Source organism: Klebsiella sp. GB_Kp047, assembly GCF_040065235.1.
GTDB classification, from domain to species: Bacteria; Pseudomonadota; Gammaproteobacteria; order Enterobacterales; family Enterobacteriaceae; genus Klebsiella; species Klebsiella quasipneumoniae.
The window spans coordinates 79,379-93,990 of the sequence record NZ_JBEAJG010000039.1; the positions used below are offsets into that span (position 1 = coordinate 79,379).

The window sequence follows — 14,612 nt, forward strand, 5'->3', positions numbered from 1 at the left end:
CTTATCGATCCCAGTACGCCTCTTCCAGGCTGTCCTCACGTTCCGGCAGGCCGCGGGTTAAACGCGGCGAGTGCTGGTTCAGCACCTGATAGCTCACGCGGTTGGCATATTTACACACCTGCGCCAGCGAGGAGTAGGTCAGCCATTTGCATTTGTGTTTGCTGGAGTTGGGTACGTTATTGCGATGGTAGTTATTGGCGGTGATGTCATGCAGCAGCGCCGCCAGCGCGCCGTCGCCTGCGCCGTTGGTGTTCATGATCTTCTCCGGGCCGCCCATATACGGCGCGATGTGCGAATAAATACGCAGCGGATTGACGCAGTCCTGGTGACGCATCGCGCGACTGAATTCAAACTGGTTAAATTCCGGGATCGCCCCCGGCAGCAGCGGATGCTGGGTTTTACGCTTCGCCTCTTCTTCGGTGAAGCCCGCCATATATAGCCCCGCCGGTCCGGCGGTGCACAGCACCAGGTCGACCCAGTCCAGCGCTTTGTCCGCCGCCGACAGCGGATCGGCAAAACCGGTCAGCGCTTCCCCTTCCTCTTCATTCATCGCCAGAATCGAGACATGATCCTGCAGGAACTGCTGCCACCACGCCGGGTTATCGGCAATCACGTATTTGGTACCAAGAGTTAACACCACCGGCACATCATGCTTTTTGGCATACTCGATGGCTTTCATCGTCGCGTCCGGCATCGGCTCGCCCGGCTTGCAGCGTACCAGGTAGGAGGTCAGCACCAGCGCCGAGGCGCCAGCGATCACCGCTTCCGGAATGCTTTCCGGGCGCAGTTTGTTCATATGACCCGGGCTAATGGCGAAGGTGCGCTCGCCGCTATCGCCGATCAGGGTGAAGCAGCGGCCAATGGCGCCGTCAACGCCCTGCAGATAGTTCAGATCGGTACGGCTGGAGGTATTGCACAGGTAGCGATAGGCATAGCCGCCGATTTCGATATTACTGCACATGACGCCAAGCAGCACCGAGCGATCGTCCGCCAGCACCGAGTAGTTGTGCATGGTATTGCCGATCGTGCCGCCGGCAAACTGATGAGTAATAAGATTATTGCGCACCAGCTCCTGGTACAGCGCCTCGGCGACATCATCTTCAATCACCAGAGAGTGGCCCGCGCTCAGGCCGTAGCGCACGATAAACGCCTCATCCACTTTCGCTTCGATATCCACCAGCGTCTGGTCGATACCCACCACCCAGGAGACGCTGGATTCATTCTCCGGCTGAATTTGCTGTAGCAGCGGGTCGCGGGCGTTAACGGGAAAATAGTGTTTGGATTTGCGTTTACCGGGAAATTTCATAGTGGCGCTTAAATAACAGGGAACAAGCGGGAAATAGTAGCATATTCCCCGCCCTGCGCGCGATCAGCGATAAGGCGCGGTCAGATTGACCATCATCTCAATATGCGCGGCGTCCGCGTTAAGCGCCGGAATGTATTCATATTGCTTGCCACCCGCTTCGAGGAAGATTTCCCGGTTCTGGACGGCGATCTCTTCCAGCGTTTCGAGACAGTCGGCGGCAAAGCCCGGGCACAGCACCTGAATATGCTTCGTCCCTTTCTCGCCGAGCATCTTCAGCGTCTCATCGGTGTACGGCGTCAGCCAGGGTTCCCGGCCAAAGCGCGACTGGAAGGTCATCATCACCCGCTCCGGTGGCAGCCCCAGCGCGGAGACCAGTTCCCGCGTGGTATCACGACAGCGCTGAGGATAATCATCTCCCTGGTTGGCATAGCGCTGCGGGATCCCATGATAGGAAAGCAGCAGCAGATCCGGTTCCCCATGAACGGCAAACGAGGCGCGCACGCTGGCCGCCAGAGCATGGATATAGTCCGGGTGCCCGGCGTAATCGCGAATAAACGAGATACCGGGAATGGCGCGTTTTTTCGCGAGGATCCGCGCCAGCTCATCCCAGACGGCAGCCACCGTCGAGCAGGAATATTGCGGATACAGCGGCAGCACCACGATGTGCCCCACCCCTTGCGCCAGTAAATCATCCACCGCGCTGGCCAGCGACGGCGTTCCATAGCTCATGCCCAGCGCCACCGGGGTATCCGGCAGTCTGGCGGCCAGCGCCTGCTGCTGGCGACGGCTGTATACCATCAGCGGCGACCCCTCTTCCATCCAGACGGACTGATAGAGTTTAGCCACGCGGGGAGAGCGAATCGGCAGTATGACGCCGCGCAGCAGCGGCCACCATAGCAGACGAGACGTATCCACCACCCGTTTGTCGCTGAGGAATTGTCGCAGATAACGCTTCACCGCACCGGGGGTGGGCGCATCGGGAGTGCCTAAATTGGCCAGCAAGATACCTGTTTTCGTCTGATGCATTACCGCCTCTTAACCATTTGAATCGCAGCCAATTGTAGCTGAAATGGCGCTAAACGGAACCAATCATAGCAAAAGGTAGGAATGAGAGGAGTTCTCATCCTGCCGCAGCAGGATGAGAAAAGGCTTTATCAGCCGAGGATTTTTTCCAGTTCGGCGCGCACGTCAGCCACCGCTTTGGTGCCGTCAACTTTGGCGTATTTGGTGTTGCCCGCCTGCGCTTCTTTGGTGTAGTAGCCGATCAGCGGCGCCGTCATCTGATGATATTCCACCAGACGCTTACGCACGGTCTCTTCCTGGTCGTCTTTACGGGTGGTCAGCTCTTCGCCGGTCACGTCGTCTTTGCCTTCCACCTTCGGCGGATTGAATTTGATGTGGTATACGCGACCGGATGCCGCGTGAACGCGACGGCCAACGATACGGTCGACAATCAGTTCGTCCGGCACGTCGAATTCCAGCACGTAATCAACGGTAATGCCCGCTTCTTTCATGGCGTCAGCCTGCGGAATAGTGCGCGGGAAACCGTCCAGCAGGAAGCCGTTACGGCAATCTTCCTGGGCGATACGCTCTTTAACCAGCGCGATAACCAGCTCATCGGTCACCAGCTTGCCGGCGTCCATGATGTCTTTCGCCTGCTTACCGAGCTCAGAGCCGGATTTTACCGCAGCGCGCAGCATATCGCCGGTGGAGATTTGCGGAATACCGTATTTCTCCATGATGAACTGAGCCTGAGTTCCTTTACCCGCGCCCGGAGCGCCAAGCAGAATAATACGCATTACGAAAATCCCCTCAAAAGTCGATTCAATTTTTCAAAAACGCTAAACCATACCACCAGAACGGCGATGGCTCAAGGAAGGCGGTGCGGCTGAAACGGTTAATGGTGAGATATTTTATGCAATCCAATGTGAAATGCCCCGTCTGAGCAAATCGCTCAGACGGGGCATTTATCCCGTTCCCGGCGTCGCGTCGCTCGGCCGGGCTACTCGTTCAGGTTCGCGTCAGGAAGCCAGCAGCTGGTTCATACGGCGGATAAACTGGTTCGGATCTTCCAGCGTGCCGCGCTCGGCCAGCAGCGCCTGATCCAGCAGCAGTTCCACCCATTCGCCGAACTGCGCGTCATCCTGGGTATCGGCTGCGCGTTTCACCAGCTGATGCGCCGGGTTCAGTTCGAAGATGTATTTCACTTCCGGCGCCGCCTGGCCCGCAGCCGCGAAAAGCTTCGCCATCTGGGTGCTCATCTCGTCGGCATCGGTGGTGACAATCGCCGGGGTATCGGTCAGACGATGGGTCAGACGCACCTCTTTGACCCGGTCGCCAAGCAGGTTTTTCACACGCTCAACGAACGGCTCCAGCGCTTTTTCGGCTTCTTTGGTGGACTCGTCCACTTCATCCGCCAGCTTGTCCAGCGACTCGTCGGCTTTAGCGACAGACTGGAACGCTTTACCGTCGAACTCGGTCAGGTAGCTCATCATCCACTCGTCGATGCGATCGGAGAGCAGCAGCACTTCGATCCCTTTCTTACGCAGCAGCTCGAGGTGCGGGCTGCTCTTCGCCGCCGCATAGCTGTCGGCAGTGATGTAGTAGATCTTCTCCTGACCTTCTTTCATGCGCGAGACGTACTCTTCCAGCGACACGGTCTGCGCGGAGGAGTCAGTATGGGTGGTCGCGAAGCGCAGCAGTTTGGCGATCGCCTCCTGGTTGCTCGGATCTTCCGCCGGCCCCTCTTTCAGCACCAGGCCGAACTGTTTCCAGAAGGTCTGATATTTTTCGGCGTCGTCTTTCGCCAGCTTATCCAGCATCTGCAGCGCGCGTTTGGTCAGCGCGGTGCGCAGGTTGCGGGTCACGCTGCTGTCCTGCAGAATTTCACGGGAGACGTTCAGCGGCAGATCGTTGGAGTCTATCAGGCCGCGTACGAAGCGCAGGTAGTTCGGCATAAACTGCTCGGCGTCGTCCATGATGAACACACGCTGGACGTACAGCTTCAGGCCGTGTTTATGATCGCGGTTCCACATATCCCACGGCGCCTGCGACGGGATATACAGCAGGCTGGTGTACTCCTGCTTACCTTCCACGCGGTTGTGGCTCCAGGTCAGCGGGTCGCTGTAGTCATGGGCAATGTGCTTGTAGAATTCTTTGTATTCGTCGTCGTTAACTTCAGACTTGCTGCGAGTCCACAGGGCCTGCGCCTTGTTGATTTTTTCCCAACTGATAACGGTTTCGCCGTCTTTCTCTTCCCGTTTCTCAATCTCAACCGGCAGCGCGATATGGTCGGAATACTTGCTGATGATGGAGCGCACGCGCCAGTCGTTGAGGAAATCGTCCTCACCTTCGCGCAGATGCAGGGTGATTTCGGTCCCGCGATCGGCTTTGGTGATGTCGGCCACGGTATATTCCCCTTCGCCGGCGGATTCCCAGAACACGCCGTTCTCAGGTTTATCGCCTGCCGCACGGGTACGGACGGTCACTTTATCCGCCACGATGAAGGCCGAATAGAAGCCGACACCGAACTGGCCAATCAGCTGGCTATCTTTTGCCTGGTCGGAACCCATCGATTCGAGGAACGCTTTGGTGCCGGATTTGGCGATGGTGCCGAGATGGTCGATAACCTCTTCCCGGTTCATACCGATACCGTTATCGGCAATGGTCAGGGTGCGGTTGTCTTTATCAAACGAAACCCGCACGCGCAGCTCGCCGTCTCCCTCATACAAATCCGGCTGCGACAGCGCGCGGAAACGCAGCTTATCGGCCGCATCAGAGGCGTTGGAAATCAGCTCACGCAGAAAGATTTCTTTGTTGGAATAGAGGGAATGGATCATCAGGTGCAGAAGCTGTTTTACTTCTGACTGAAAACCACGAGTTTCTTGTCCTTTCATCTGATTCAACCTCAACAATGCCATTTTAAATGGGTAAAAAACCGTTGAGTGGGAGATGGGGACAGCGGGGAAATTTTTCAAGCGGAGGCGGCGATAGCCGCCTCCATTTGTTCAGAAAGTAATCTTGTGGCGACCGGCCAGCGAGTGGGACAGCGTGGTGCCGTCGACCATCTCCAGCTCGCCGCCCACCGGCACGCCGTGGGCGATTCGGCTGGCGTCGACGCCATACTGCGCGCACAGCTCCGCGATATAGTTGGCTGTCGCCTCGCCCTCAACGGTCGGGTTGGTGGCAAGGATCACCTCGGTGATCGACTCCGCCTCCAGCCGTTGCTCCAGGCGATCGAGCCCGATGTCATCAGGCCCGATGCCGTCGAGCGGCGACAGGTGCCCCATCAGCACGAAGTAGCGGCCGGAATACTGCCCGGTCTGCTCAATGGCGTAGATGTCCGCCGGACTCTCCACCACGCAGATCTGGCCGTTTTCCTGGCGACGCGGGTTGCTGCAGATATTGCACACCTCCTGCTCGGTGAAAGTGCGGCAATCGGCACAGTGGCCGATCTCCGACATCGCGCGCGTCAGCGCCTGCGCCAGACGCATCCCGCCGCTGCGATCGCGCTGCAGCAGGGTAAACGCCATGCGCTGCGCCGACTTCGGGCCGACGCCCGGCAGACAGCGCAGTGCTTCCATAAGCTGAGTTAACAGCGGGCTGGTTTGCATCAGAACGGCATCTTGAAGCCTGGCGGCAGCTGCATACCGGCAGAGACGGAAGCCATCTTCTCTTTCTGAGTCTCTTCGATACGGCGCGCAGCGTCGTTGAACGCGGCAGCCACCAGATCTTCCAGCATCTCTTTGTCATCTTCCAGCAGGCTTGGGTCGATCTCCACGCGGCGGCAGTTGTGCGCGCCGTTAATGGTCACTTTCACCAGACCCGCGCCGGATTCGCCGGTCACTTCCAGCTGAGCGATCTCTTCCTGCATCTTCTGCATTTTTTCTTGCATCTGCTGGGCCTGCTTCATCAGGTTACCCAGGCCGCCTTTTCCACCAAACATAGGCTTCTCTCTCAGTCAGTCATCATTAAAGGTACTGACTGCAAGTCAAACTTGCAGTCAAATGGGGCGAATACTCTCTTCATCCAGATCGGCGTCAAAGAAACGACGCAGGGTCTGAATGTTATTATCCGCAATAATCGCTTCGCGCGCCTGCGCGAGCTTCTCTTCATAAATAGCCTGCCGCCACTCCAGCGGCGTGCGCATCGCGGGATTATCGTCTTCCACGATGGTCAATTCAACGGGCGTACCGTACAACACCCCCAGCGCTTCAGCCAGCTTTTGCTGTGCGCCGGCGGAATTGAGGTGGCGCTGGCTGGAGCGCAGATGCAGACAGACGCGATTGCCCTCCTGCTCTTTCCACGCGTTGAGCGCCACCTGCTCGACCAGCTTCGGTACTGCCAACTGGCTCACTTCCGCCGCCCAGCTGTCGCGCTCGACCGCTTCAACGGCAAGCTTGGCCGCCAGCTCAGGCGTTTTTTCATGCTCCAGCGCTTTTTTCAGCGCTTTAGGCGTGGCGACTTCGACTTTGGTCTCTTCAACCACCGTCGTCGCCTTCCAGCGATAAGCCTCTTTCTTCGCCGGGGCCTGCTCCAGCGCCGCCGCGGCCGGACGAGCCTGGACGCGCTCGGTAATCGAACTCAGTCGCTCCAGCGCAGCGTTATTCACCGGCCGCGCGCGGGAAGCGGCTGCCGGTTCACTCTTTTTTGGGGTGGTTGCTCCCTGGCTGCGCTGTAGGTGGCTGCGGGCCGCCAGCACCTGGCTGGTGGTCGGCGGCAAACTCTGCGGCGGCTGTGGCGGCGGCGCTGCGGGGGAAACCGGCTGGCGCGGCGCGGGCGCGGCGGCCTGCGCCGGCTGCACCTCGGGCTCCGGCAGCGGCTTACGCGGATGAAACGCCAGGGCGCGCAGCAGCGTCATTTCGACGCCCATCCGCCGGTCCGGGGCATAGGGTAGCTCTTTGCGGCCAATCAGCAGCGTTTGGTAGTAGAGCTGAACGTCGCCCGGCGGTACGGTGCGCGCCAGTTCGCGCATCCGCACTTCGACCGCGGCCATGTCGGCGCCCAGCGCCGAAGGGGACAGCTGAACCATGGCGATGCGGTGCAGCAGGCTCTGCATCTCCACCAGCAGCGCCTCCCATTCAACGCCGCGCGCGGCGGCGTCATTGACGCCCGCCATGACTCGCTCGCCATCGGCGGCGACCAGGGCTTCAATCAACGACAGTGCCTGATCGTCATCGAGGGTGCCGAGCATGGTGCTCACCGACGCCGCCGTCAGTTGCCCTTCTCCACTCGCAATCGCCTGATCGGTCAGGCTTAAGGCATCGCGCAGGCTGCCGTCGGCGGCGCGCGACAACAGCTGCAGCGCGCGGGGCTCGAAGGCAATCTGCTCTTCGCCAAGAATATGCTCCAGCTGATGGCGGATCTGTTCAACGTCCAGCGCCTTCAGGTGGAACTGCAGGCAGCGGGATAAGATCGTCACCGGCAGCTTCTGCGGATCCGTCGTCGCCAGCAGGAATTTGACGTGCGCCGGCGGCTCCTCCAGCGTTTTTAATAACGCATTGAAACTGTGGCGCGACAGCATATGAACTTCGTCGATGAGATAGACCTTGAAGCGGCCGCGGGCCGGCGCGTACTGGACGTTATCCAGCAGGTCGCGGGTATCTTCGACTTTGGTGCGTGAGGCGGCGTCAATCTCAATCAGATCGACAAAGCGCCCCTGTTCAATTTCCCGGCAGTTATCGCACACGCCGCAGGGGGTGGCGGTGATGCCGGTTTCACAGTTTAACCCTTTCGCCAGCAGGCGGGCGATGGAGGTCTTACCGACTCCGCGGGTACCGGAAAAGAGATAAGCGTGATGAATGCGCCCTAACGACAAGCCGTTCGCCAGTGCGGTCAGCACATGTTCCTGGCCGACGACGTCAGCAAAGGTTTGTGGGCGCCATTTACGGGCTAAGACCTGATAACTCATGGGCTGGCTCTGAAACGCTGGAAGGTGAAATCACGAAGGGGTCATGCTATCACAGCCCCGCCCGATCGGCGAGGCTATGTGGAGGGATTTGCTTAGTGGCCCGGGAACGGCACCAGACTGAAGCAGTGGATCCCCAGCTTCTCCAGGCGCTGTTCGCCGCCCAGATCGAAGAGATTGATAATGAAAGCGGCATCCTGCACTTCGCCGCCGAGACGGCGGATCAGTTTGACCGTCGCGTCGATGGTTCCGCCGGTCGCCAGCAGATCGTCCACCACCAGCACTTTGTCGCCCGGTTTGATGGCGTCAACGTGGATCTCCAGCTGATCGGTGCCGTATTCCAGCTCATAGCTCTCAGCGATGGTTTCACGCGGCAACTTACGCGGCTTGCGTACCGGAACAAAGCCCACGCCCAGCGCCAGCGCAACCGGTGCGCCGAAAAGGAAGCCACGCGCCTCAGTCCCTACCACTTTGGTAATTCCCGCGTCTTTGTAGCGCTCGGTCAGCAGTTCAATGCTGAGCGCGTAAGCTTTCGGGTCTTCCAGTAAACTGGTGACATCGCGGAAAAGAATGCCCGGTTTTGGATAATCCTCGATACTCTGGATGCTGTTCTTCAGATATTCAAGCTGCTGTGCAGTTGCGGTCATAAGTGTATGCCTGATTGAAACGGTGTTACCCACGGGCGTGCAAAAGGGGCCAAAGAAACATTTGTTTAACCTTTGACCAGGCTTACCCGCGCTCGAAAACGCCAGAATTTACTGGCTGTCAGCAACAATTGCAACAGGCATTATTGCGCATCAGTGCTTTTGTTGCTTTGCGTCAACCACCGGAATGCGCCACATAAAGATCAGCAGACAGGCCAGAATGACCAACAGCATGATGCGCACCCACGTAAGCTTAACCAGCCACAGCGAAATAGCAAAAGTCGCCACGATCATGGCAATGGCGCGCGGTTTGGCGCCGCGAGGCATGGCGCGGTACTGTTGCCAGTGGCGAAGATAGCCGCCGAACCATGAGCGATACAGCAGCCACTGGTGAAAGCGCGGCGATGAGCGGGCAAAGCACCAGGCGGCGAGCAGAATAAACGGCGTCGTCGGCAGCAACGGTAAGAAGACGCCCAGCGTACCCAGCGCTACCGCCAGCCAGCCGATAATGGTTAAAATAACAGGTGGCATAATGCGAATCGTTATCAAACAGATACGGCTACTGTAGCACAGTTGGCTGATGGAGAATGGAGGGGGTTGGTGAAAACAGCTCAACTTTTACAAACGCTGAACAATCAGCTTAGCGAGCTGGCCGCGCAGGTGGCGCCGCTGGCGGAGCACGCGACCCTCAGCCCGCGCTTTGACCGCCAGCTCTTCCACACCCGCAGCACGCTGATGCAGGCCTATCTGGCGGAAGCCCAACACAACTTTCACCAGCTCCGCCAGGCCGTCGAGCGCCAGCAGTTGCCGCAGGTAGCCTGGATCGCCGAGCGTCTGGCGGCGCAAATCGCTGCGCTGCGTCGCGAAACCGCCACCTGGTCGCTGCGCAGTTGGGACCATGCCTCGCCAACGCTGAGCCGCTGGCAGCGCCGTCGCCTACAGCATCAGGAGTATGAGCGCCGCCTGCTGGCGATGCGCGACCAACGCCAGCGCCAGCAGACGCAGGCTACCAGCCTCGACGAGCAGCAGCGGCTGGCCAGGGAAGTCGAGGTCTACAGTGGACGGCTGGCGCGCTGCCGACAGGCGCTGGATAAGATTGAAAACGTACTGGCGCGGCTGACGCGCTAACAGGAGAGTCCGATGTCGCTGGAAAATGCCCCCGATGAGGTCAAACTGGCCGTCGATTTAATCATGTTGCTGGAATCACATCAGATCCCGGCGCAAACCGTGCTGGACGCGCTGGAAATTGTCAGGCGGGATTATGCAAACAAGTTAAAAAACGCGGAAAGCGCCTCGCAAACGCCGCAGAAGTAAGATGTTGCCCACGGCGGAGTGCTGGCAGAGTGGTCCTCTGCGCATGACGCCGATGGAGGCAATATTGATGGAAAAGGTCAGTCAAACCCCGCAAGATGCGGTTTTTCGCCAGATGCTGATGCATCAGGCGGTGGCGAAGGATTTCCTGCAGCTGTATCTGCCCGCGCCGTTTCTGGCAATCTGCGAGCTGGATTCGCTGCAGCTGGTCTCCGGTAGCTTTGTTGAAGAGGACCTGCGCGCCAGCTATTCCGATATCCTTTACTCACTGCGCACCCGCCACGGACCGGGCTATGTTTACGCGCTGATTGAGCACCAGAGTACCCCGGACAAGCTGATGGCGTTTCGCCTGCTGCGCTACGCGCTGGCCGCCATGCAGCGTCATCTGGACGCTGGCCACGACACGCTGCCGCTGGTGGTGCCGATTCTGTTTTATCACGGCAAGGTCAGCCCCTGGCCCTGGCCCCGCAACTGGCAACAGCTATTCGCCGAACCGGCGCTGGCGAAGGCGCTCTATAGCGGTGATTTTCCGCTGGTGGACCTCACCGTTATGCCAGATAATCAGATAGTCCGTCATCGGCGAATGGCCATGCTGGAGCTGTTGCAAAAGCATATCCGCCATCGCGATCTGGCCGAGCTGCAGGTGCCGCTGATCGCGCTGATGACGCAAGGCTATCTGACAGAAGCGCAGTTGAATACGCTGCTGCGCTATATGTTGCAGGCGGGTACAACGGAACATCCGGGGGCGCTGATCCGCGCGCTGGCGGCGCAGTCGCCCAGGCATAAGGAGCTGATGATGACCATTGCCGAATGGCTGGAAGAGAAAGGCCGTAAACAGGGGCAGCAGGAGGGCGAGCAGGAAGGTCGAGAAGCCGCCACTCGCAGCATCGCCGCCAGAATGCTGGCGCGCGGCCTCGAACGACAAATCGTGCGGGAACTCACCGGGCTTAGCGACGAGGAGCTCGCCGCGCTGGCGCCCTGATGCAGCAGGGGCGGCGTTGCGCCGCCCCTCTTCAGTTAAGACGCGACGGACGGAGCTAAATCGTCGCCCTTTCCATCCCGCTTCACTTCCGTGACTTCATCACCCTTTTCATTTCGCAGATGGACTTCCAGCTGGTTAAAGGCAATGTTGATGTCATTCTCCCGGCACAGACGGTCGATGGCGCGGTTGAGCTCATCCACCGTGTAGCTGCGATCGCGCAGTTCACGGACATACAGACGTAGTTCATGATCCAGCGTACTGGGGCCGAAGGTGGTGAAGAAGACCGCCGGCGCTGGCTCCTGCATCACTTTCGGATGATCGTGCGCCACCTTCAGCAGCACCTCCTTCACCTTATCCAGGTCGGAACCGTAGGCGACGCCGAGGCGGATCACCACGCGGGTCACGGTGTCGGAGAGCGACCAGTTGATCAAGCGCTCGGTAACGAACGCCTTGTTCGGGATGATCACCTCTTTGCGATCGAAGTCGGTAATGGTGGTGGCGCGAATACGGATTTTGCTTACCGTACCGGAGAAGGTGCCGATAGTCACCGTATCCCCGATGCGCACCGGACGTTCGAACAGAATAATCAGGCCGGAGACAAAGTTACCGAAGATCTCCTGCAGACCAAAACCCAAACCAACCGACAGCGCGGCCGCCAGCCATTGCAGTTTGTCCCAGGAGACGCCCAGCGACCCGAATACCGTCATCGCCCCAATGGCGATAATCGCATAGTTAAGAATGGTGGTGATGGCGTAGGAAGTCCCCTGACGCATATTGAGCCGCGACAGGACCAGCACCTCCAGCAGCCCCGGCAGGTTGCGGATTAGCGCCCAGGCAACCATCGACGCCACAATGGCAAACAGCAGGCTGCCCATCGTCACGCTGCGCACCACGCTGGCCCCCGCCTCGGTGCCGTTGTAATGCCAGAGGGTGATGCTGTCGAGATAGGCGAAAACGGTGATCAAATCCGACCAAATCGCCCAGAACATGACCGCGAACAGCGCGATCATCACCAGCATGGTGATGCGCAACGTCTGCTGGTTAACCTGCTCGAGGGCGATAGTCGGCTCCTCCTGCGGCTCGGCGCCTTCCGCGCCCTCCTTCACCAGATGCTGACGGCGCGCCAGCGCCCGGCGCCAGGCGATACGCCGCGCCGCCACGCTCAGGCCGCGCAGCACGGTCTGGTACAGCAGGTTCCAGATCATTACCAGATAAACCGTCTCGATCCAGCGTCCCGCCAGGCGCAGCGTGGTGTAGAAGTAGCCGGTCGCCGTCAGCACCATCAGGGCCACCGGAACGATAGACAGCACCGTGATCGTCAGCAGGCGCAGGCTGTGCGACTCTTTATCGCGCCAGCTTTCCCGGCACATCGGCCAGACCAGCACCGCGATCAGCAGTAAGTTGAAGAAAATCACCAGCTGCCCCAGCACATCGTCCATCAGGTTCAGCGGCGACAGCTCGGAAATCACCGACCAGAAATTCAGCGGCAGCAGCGCCAGGCTGACGCGGACAATCTGCCGCCGCCAGTGGCTGGTCAACTGCGCCGGCATATTAAAGTGGCTGACCGCCACGCCGTTCTTTTCCAGCACTTTCCAGCACAGGCCAAACACCAGCCAGAACATCGCCAGTTTTTTACTGTACGCCCACAGCAGTCCGCTGATATTTAACTGCATGGTGAGTAAGATCAGGCCAATCGCCAGAATCACCAGCACCACCGGTAAGGCGCGGATCAGGTCGATAAAGATCGCCTTCGGCGTATGCAGTTGGGTATCATTGCGTAGTTGGCCTACCTGAGAAGCCAGCTTCGCCTGATAATCCTTGAGCCACTGCAAACGCCAGCGGATCAGGCCGGCAATTAGCAGCAGCGGTAATCCGGCGAGGAAAGCGATAAATACCGCCGGCCACGCTTTTTCCCAGTTCACGGTGATTTTCATCGCCTTAAACTGACCTTTCAGCGCTTCCGGGAAGGCCTTAATCCACTCCCAGTCCATCGGTTTATTGCTGTTCACCCAGAAAATTTGCTGGGTCAGGATTTCTTTCAGGCTGCTGGAGACGCTCATCAGCTGCTGCTGGTTGATCTGCAGGTTGATGGCCATCATCAGCTGGTTCCCCAGCTGTTTATTGAACTGGTCAAGCAGCTCGCGACGCATGTCGATCACTTCCAGCAGCGCGGCGTGCACTTCATCGGTTACTTCAGCGCTGTGCCCCTCTTCCAGCTTAGCGACATAGGCATCGCTCTGGAACAGGGCGTCGCGCTGCTGGTTAACTTCAAACTGTTCAAGCCGCAGGTCGGCTATGCGATTAGTCATATCCTGCAGCTCATCCGCCGACGGCAGCGTCTGCTGCTGCTGATAAAGAATGCGCGACAGCAGCAGGCTGCCCTTGAGCACGGAAATTTGCTCTTTAATATCCCGCTCAGACTGCAGGGCGCGGTCGAGCCAGTTCTTTACCTGGATATTGCGCTGCACCAGCTGGTTGCCATTCTCCGTCGCCTGGATCAGCTTCTCGCTCAACTGGTGGTTAACATCCAGCTCCTGCTTGACCAGCGGGTTGGCCTGAATACGCGTGGTTTCATCCGGCGTGACCGCCTCCTGGGCGGTTTTCTCAGTCAGCGTCAGCCGCTTGCTGTTCACCGCCTCCTGCAGCAGCTGCAGCTGATGCTCCAGCCGGTTGCTCCAGGCGGTTACATAGTCACGCTGCTTCTGCAGGGTATCCTGCAGGATAGTGTTGCCTTCGAGGCTCTTACGCTGCTGCTCGATCTGCGCGTTGAGCAACGCCTGCTGGGCCTGCAGCAACACCTGCTGGGTCGGACGCAGAGTCTCATCGCCCACCGAGGTGCCATTCAGACGATTACGGATCTGCTGCAGCTGCTGGGAGGCGTTGTACATCGCATTTTGCACCCGTTCCGGCTGCGTTTGCAGGGAAACCAGCTGGCTGTTGTAGGTTGCCAGATCGTTTTGCGCATTCTGCAGATCGTCCAGCGTTTGGGTGACGCGTGATTCCAGCTGACGCAGGGAGAGCGTGCTCAGCGTCTTGCGCGTCGCGTCGTCGTTCGGGACATCGCTCAGGTTGTTAAGGTTATCCACCGCCTGGCGCAGCTTCGCCGGGGCTTGCTCGACCTGCTGGCGGAGCTGCGTCGTCTCGCTCTTGATGCGATCGATTTTATCCAGCGTTTCCAGGGTCTGGGTCAAATCCTGCTGGACCAGTTTATCCTGCGGAGTCAGTTCCTTTTGCTTGTTTAATGTGTTGAGCTGACTCTGCACCTCCGCCCGGTCAGGGAGGTCTGCGGCGCGGCCCTGAACTGGACTGAAAAGGCCAATAAAACAGAGCAGCATAATGGTAAAGATGAACGTGGCGCGTTGCCTGGAGATCGTGTGCAGCATAGTTAATATGAATGAATGCAAATGCCGGAGAATACCGGGGGTCGTCGCAAGCGCGCAGAATAGCACTTCTCATCGCTGG

The 14,612-nt window shown here is 58.9% G+C and carries 13 protein-coding genes and 1 other annotated feature; of the genes, 3 read left to right on the forward strand and 10 right to left on the reverse strand.

Features of this window, described 5'->3' with window-relative positions:
- Nucleotide 1 precedes the first annotated feature (1 nt).
- The 9 genes from ABLV76_RS17770 to ABLV76_RS17810 all read right to left on the reverse strand — a co-directional run bounded on the left by ABLV76_RS17770 (nucleotide 2) and on the right by ABLV76_RS17810 (nucleotide 9,388).
- The gene (locus ABLV76_RS17770) at nucleotides 2-1,306 is read right to left on the reverse strand and encodes an inosine/guanosine kinase (protein ID WP_004204733.1); all 1,305 of its coding nucleotides are present in this window, start codon (nucleotides 1,304-1,306) and stop codon (nucleotides 2-4) included.
- A 63-nt stretch (nucleotides 1,307-1,369) separates the two neighbouring features.
- Complete coding sequence (hemH, locus tag ABLV76_RS17775) at nucleotides 1,370-2,332, reverse strand: ferrochelatase (protein WP_017898889.1); 963 nt, start codon at nucleotides 2,330-2,332, stop codon at nucleotides 1,370-1,372.
- Nucleotides 2,333-2,460: 128 nt separating this feature from the next.
- The gene (adk, locus tag ABLV76_RS17780; protein ID WP_002892184.1) at nucleotides 2,461-3,105 is read right to left on the reverse strand and encodes an adenylate kinase; all 645 of its coding nucleotides are present in this window, start codon (nucleotides 3,103-3,105) and stop codon (nucleotides 2,461-2,463) included.
- Nucleotides 3,106-3,327: 222 nt separating this feature from the next.
- Nucleotides 3,328-5,202 (reverse strand): molecular chaperone HtpG, encoded by a 1,875-nt coding sequence (gene htpG / locus ABLV76_RS17785; protein ID WP_004177228.1) that lies wholly within the window; start codon nucleotides 5,200-5,202, stop codon nucleotides 3,328-3,330.
- 111 nt (nucleotides 5,203-5,313) lie between these two features.
- Nucleotides 5,314-5,919, reverse strand: coding sequence for a recombination mediator RecR (recR, locus tag ABLV76_RS17790; protein WP_002892177.1), 606 nt, complete (start codon nucleotides 5,917-5,919; stop codon nucleotides 5,314-5,316).
- Nucleotides 5,919-6,251: a YbaB/EbfC family nucleoid-associated protein gene (locus ABLV76_RS17795; RefSeq protein WP_002892173.1), complete on the reverse strand. Its 333-nt coding sequence runs from the start codon at nucleotides 6,249-6,251 to the stop codon at nucleotides 5,919-5,921. The genes recR and ABLV76_RS17795 overlap by 1 nt, the downstream gene beginning before the upstream one ends.
- 57 nt (nucleotides 6,252-6,308) lie before the next feature.
- Nucleotides 6,309-8,216, reverse strand: coding sequence for a DNA polymerase III subunit gamma/tau (dnaX, locus tag ABLV76_RS17800; protein ID WP_023319861.1), 1,908 nt, complete (start codon nucleotides 8,214-8,216; stop codon nucleotides 6,309-6,311).
- Nucleotides 6,912-6,976, reverse strand: a sequence feature (DnaX frameshifting element). (Overlaps the previous gene by 65 nt.)
- Before the next feature lie 92 nt (nucleotides 8,217-8,308).
- Entirely contained in the window at nucleotides 8,309-8,860 is a 552-nt protein-coding gene (apt, locus tag ABLV76_RS17805; protein WP_004204738.1) for an adenine phosphoribosyltransferase, read from the reverse strand.
- A gap of 150 nt (nucleotides 8,861-9,010) precedes the next feature.
- Nucleotides 9,011-9,388: a DUF454 family protein gene (locus ABLV76_RS17810; protein ID WP_004204740.1), complete on the reverse strand. Its 378-nt coding sequence runs from the start codon at nucleotides 9,386-9,388 to the stop codon at nucleotides 9,011-9,013.
- A 69-nt stretch (nucleotides 9,389-9,457) separates the two neighbouring features.
- On the opposite strand from ABLV76_RS17810, the gene priC reads away from it, so the two are divergent.
- The 3 genes from priC (at nucleotide 9,458) to ABLV76_RS17825 (ending at nucleotide 11,150) form a co-directional block, all read left to right on the forward strand.
- Complete coding sequence (priC, locus tag ABLV76_RS17815) at nucleotides 9,458-9,985, forward strand: primosomal replication protein N'' (protein WP_049093331.1); 528 nt, start codon at nucleotides 9,458-9,460, stop codon at nucleotides 9,983-9,985.
- Between the two features lie 12 nt (nucleotides 9,986-9,997).
- Entirely contained in the window at nucleotides 9,998-10,171 is a 174-nt protein-coding gene (rsmS, locus tag ABLV76_RS17820) for a pleiotropic regulatory protein RsmS (protein ID WP_004204742.1), read from the forward strand.
- A gap of 67 nt (nucleotides 10,172-10,238) precedes the next feature.
- Nucleotides 10,239-11,150: an Rpn family recombination-promoting nuclease/putative transposase gene (locus tag ABLV76_RS17825; protein WP_049093332.1), complete on the forward strand. Its 912-nt coding sequence runs from the start codon at nucleotides 10,239-10,241 to the stop codon at nucleotides 11,148-11,150.
- 35 nt (nucleotides 11,151-11,185) lie between these two features.
- Here the strand turns inward: ABLV76_RS17825 and mscK are convergent, their stop codons facing one another.
- Nucleotides 11,186-14,533, reverse strand: a complete 3,348-nt coding sequence (gene mscK / locus ABLV76_RS17830; RefSeq protein ID WP_004204744.1) for a mechanosensitive channel MscK — start codon at nucleotides 14,531-14,533, stop codon at nucleotides 11,186-11,188.
- Between the last annotated feature and the right edge of the window lie 79 nt (nucleotides 14,534-14,612).

Excerpts from the sequence above, each read along its gene's own strand:
- apt (WP_004204738.1), bottom strand. The coding sequence starts at position 8,860 with ATGACCGCAACTGCACAGCAGCTTGAATATCTGAAGAACAGCATCCAG.
- ABLV76_RS17770 (WP_004204733.1), bottom strand. The coding sequence starts at position 1,306 with ATGAAATTTCCCGGTAAACGCAAATCCAAACACTATTTTCCCGTTAAC.
- htpG (WP_004177228.1), bottom strand. The coding sequence starts at position 5,202 with ATGAAAGGACAAGAAACTCGTGGTTTTCAGTCAGAAGTAAAACAGCTT.
- ABLV76_RS17810 (WP_004204740.1), bottom strand. The coding sequence starts at position 9,388 with ATGCCACCTGTTATTTTAACCATTATCGGCTGGCTGGCGGTAGCGCTG.
- ABLV76_RS17795 (WP_002892173.1), bottom strand. The coding sequence starts at position 6,251 with ATGTTTGGTGGAAAAGGCGGCCTGGGTAACCTGATGAAGCAGGCCCAG.
- recR (WP_002892177.1), bottom strand. The coding sequence starts at position 5,919 with ATGCAAACCAGCCCGCTGTTAACTCAGCTTATGGAAGCACTGCGCTGT.
- rsmS (WP_004204742.1), top strand. The coding sequence starts at position 9,998 with ATGTCGCTGGAAAATGCCCCCGATGAGGTCAAACTGGCCGTCGATTTA.
- mscK (WP_004204744.1), bottom strand. The coding sequence starts at position 14,533 with ATGCTGCACACGATCTCCAGGCAACGCGCCACGTTCATCTTTACCATT.
- hemH (WP_017898889.1), bottom strand. The coding sequence starts at position 2,332 with ATGCATCAGACGAAAACAGGTATCTTGCTGGCCAATTTAGGCACTCCC.
- dnaX (WP_023319861.1), bottom strand. The coding sequence starts at position 8,216 with ATGAGTTATCAGGTCTTAGCCCGTAAATGGCGCCCACAAACCTTTGCT.
- adk (WP_002892184.1), bottom strand. The coding sequence starts at position 3,105 with ATGCGTATTATTCTGCTTGGCGCTCCGGGCGCGGGTAAAGGAACTCAG.
- ABLV76_RS17825 (WP_049093332.1), top strand. The coding sequence starts at position 10,239 with ATGGAAAAGGTCAGTCAAACCCCGCAAGATGCGGTTTTTCGCCAGATG.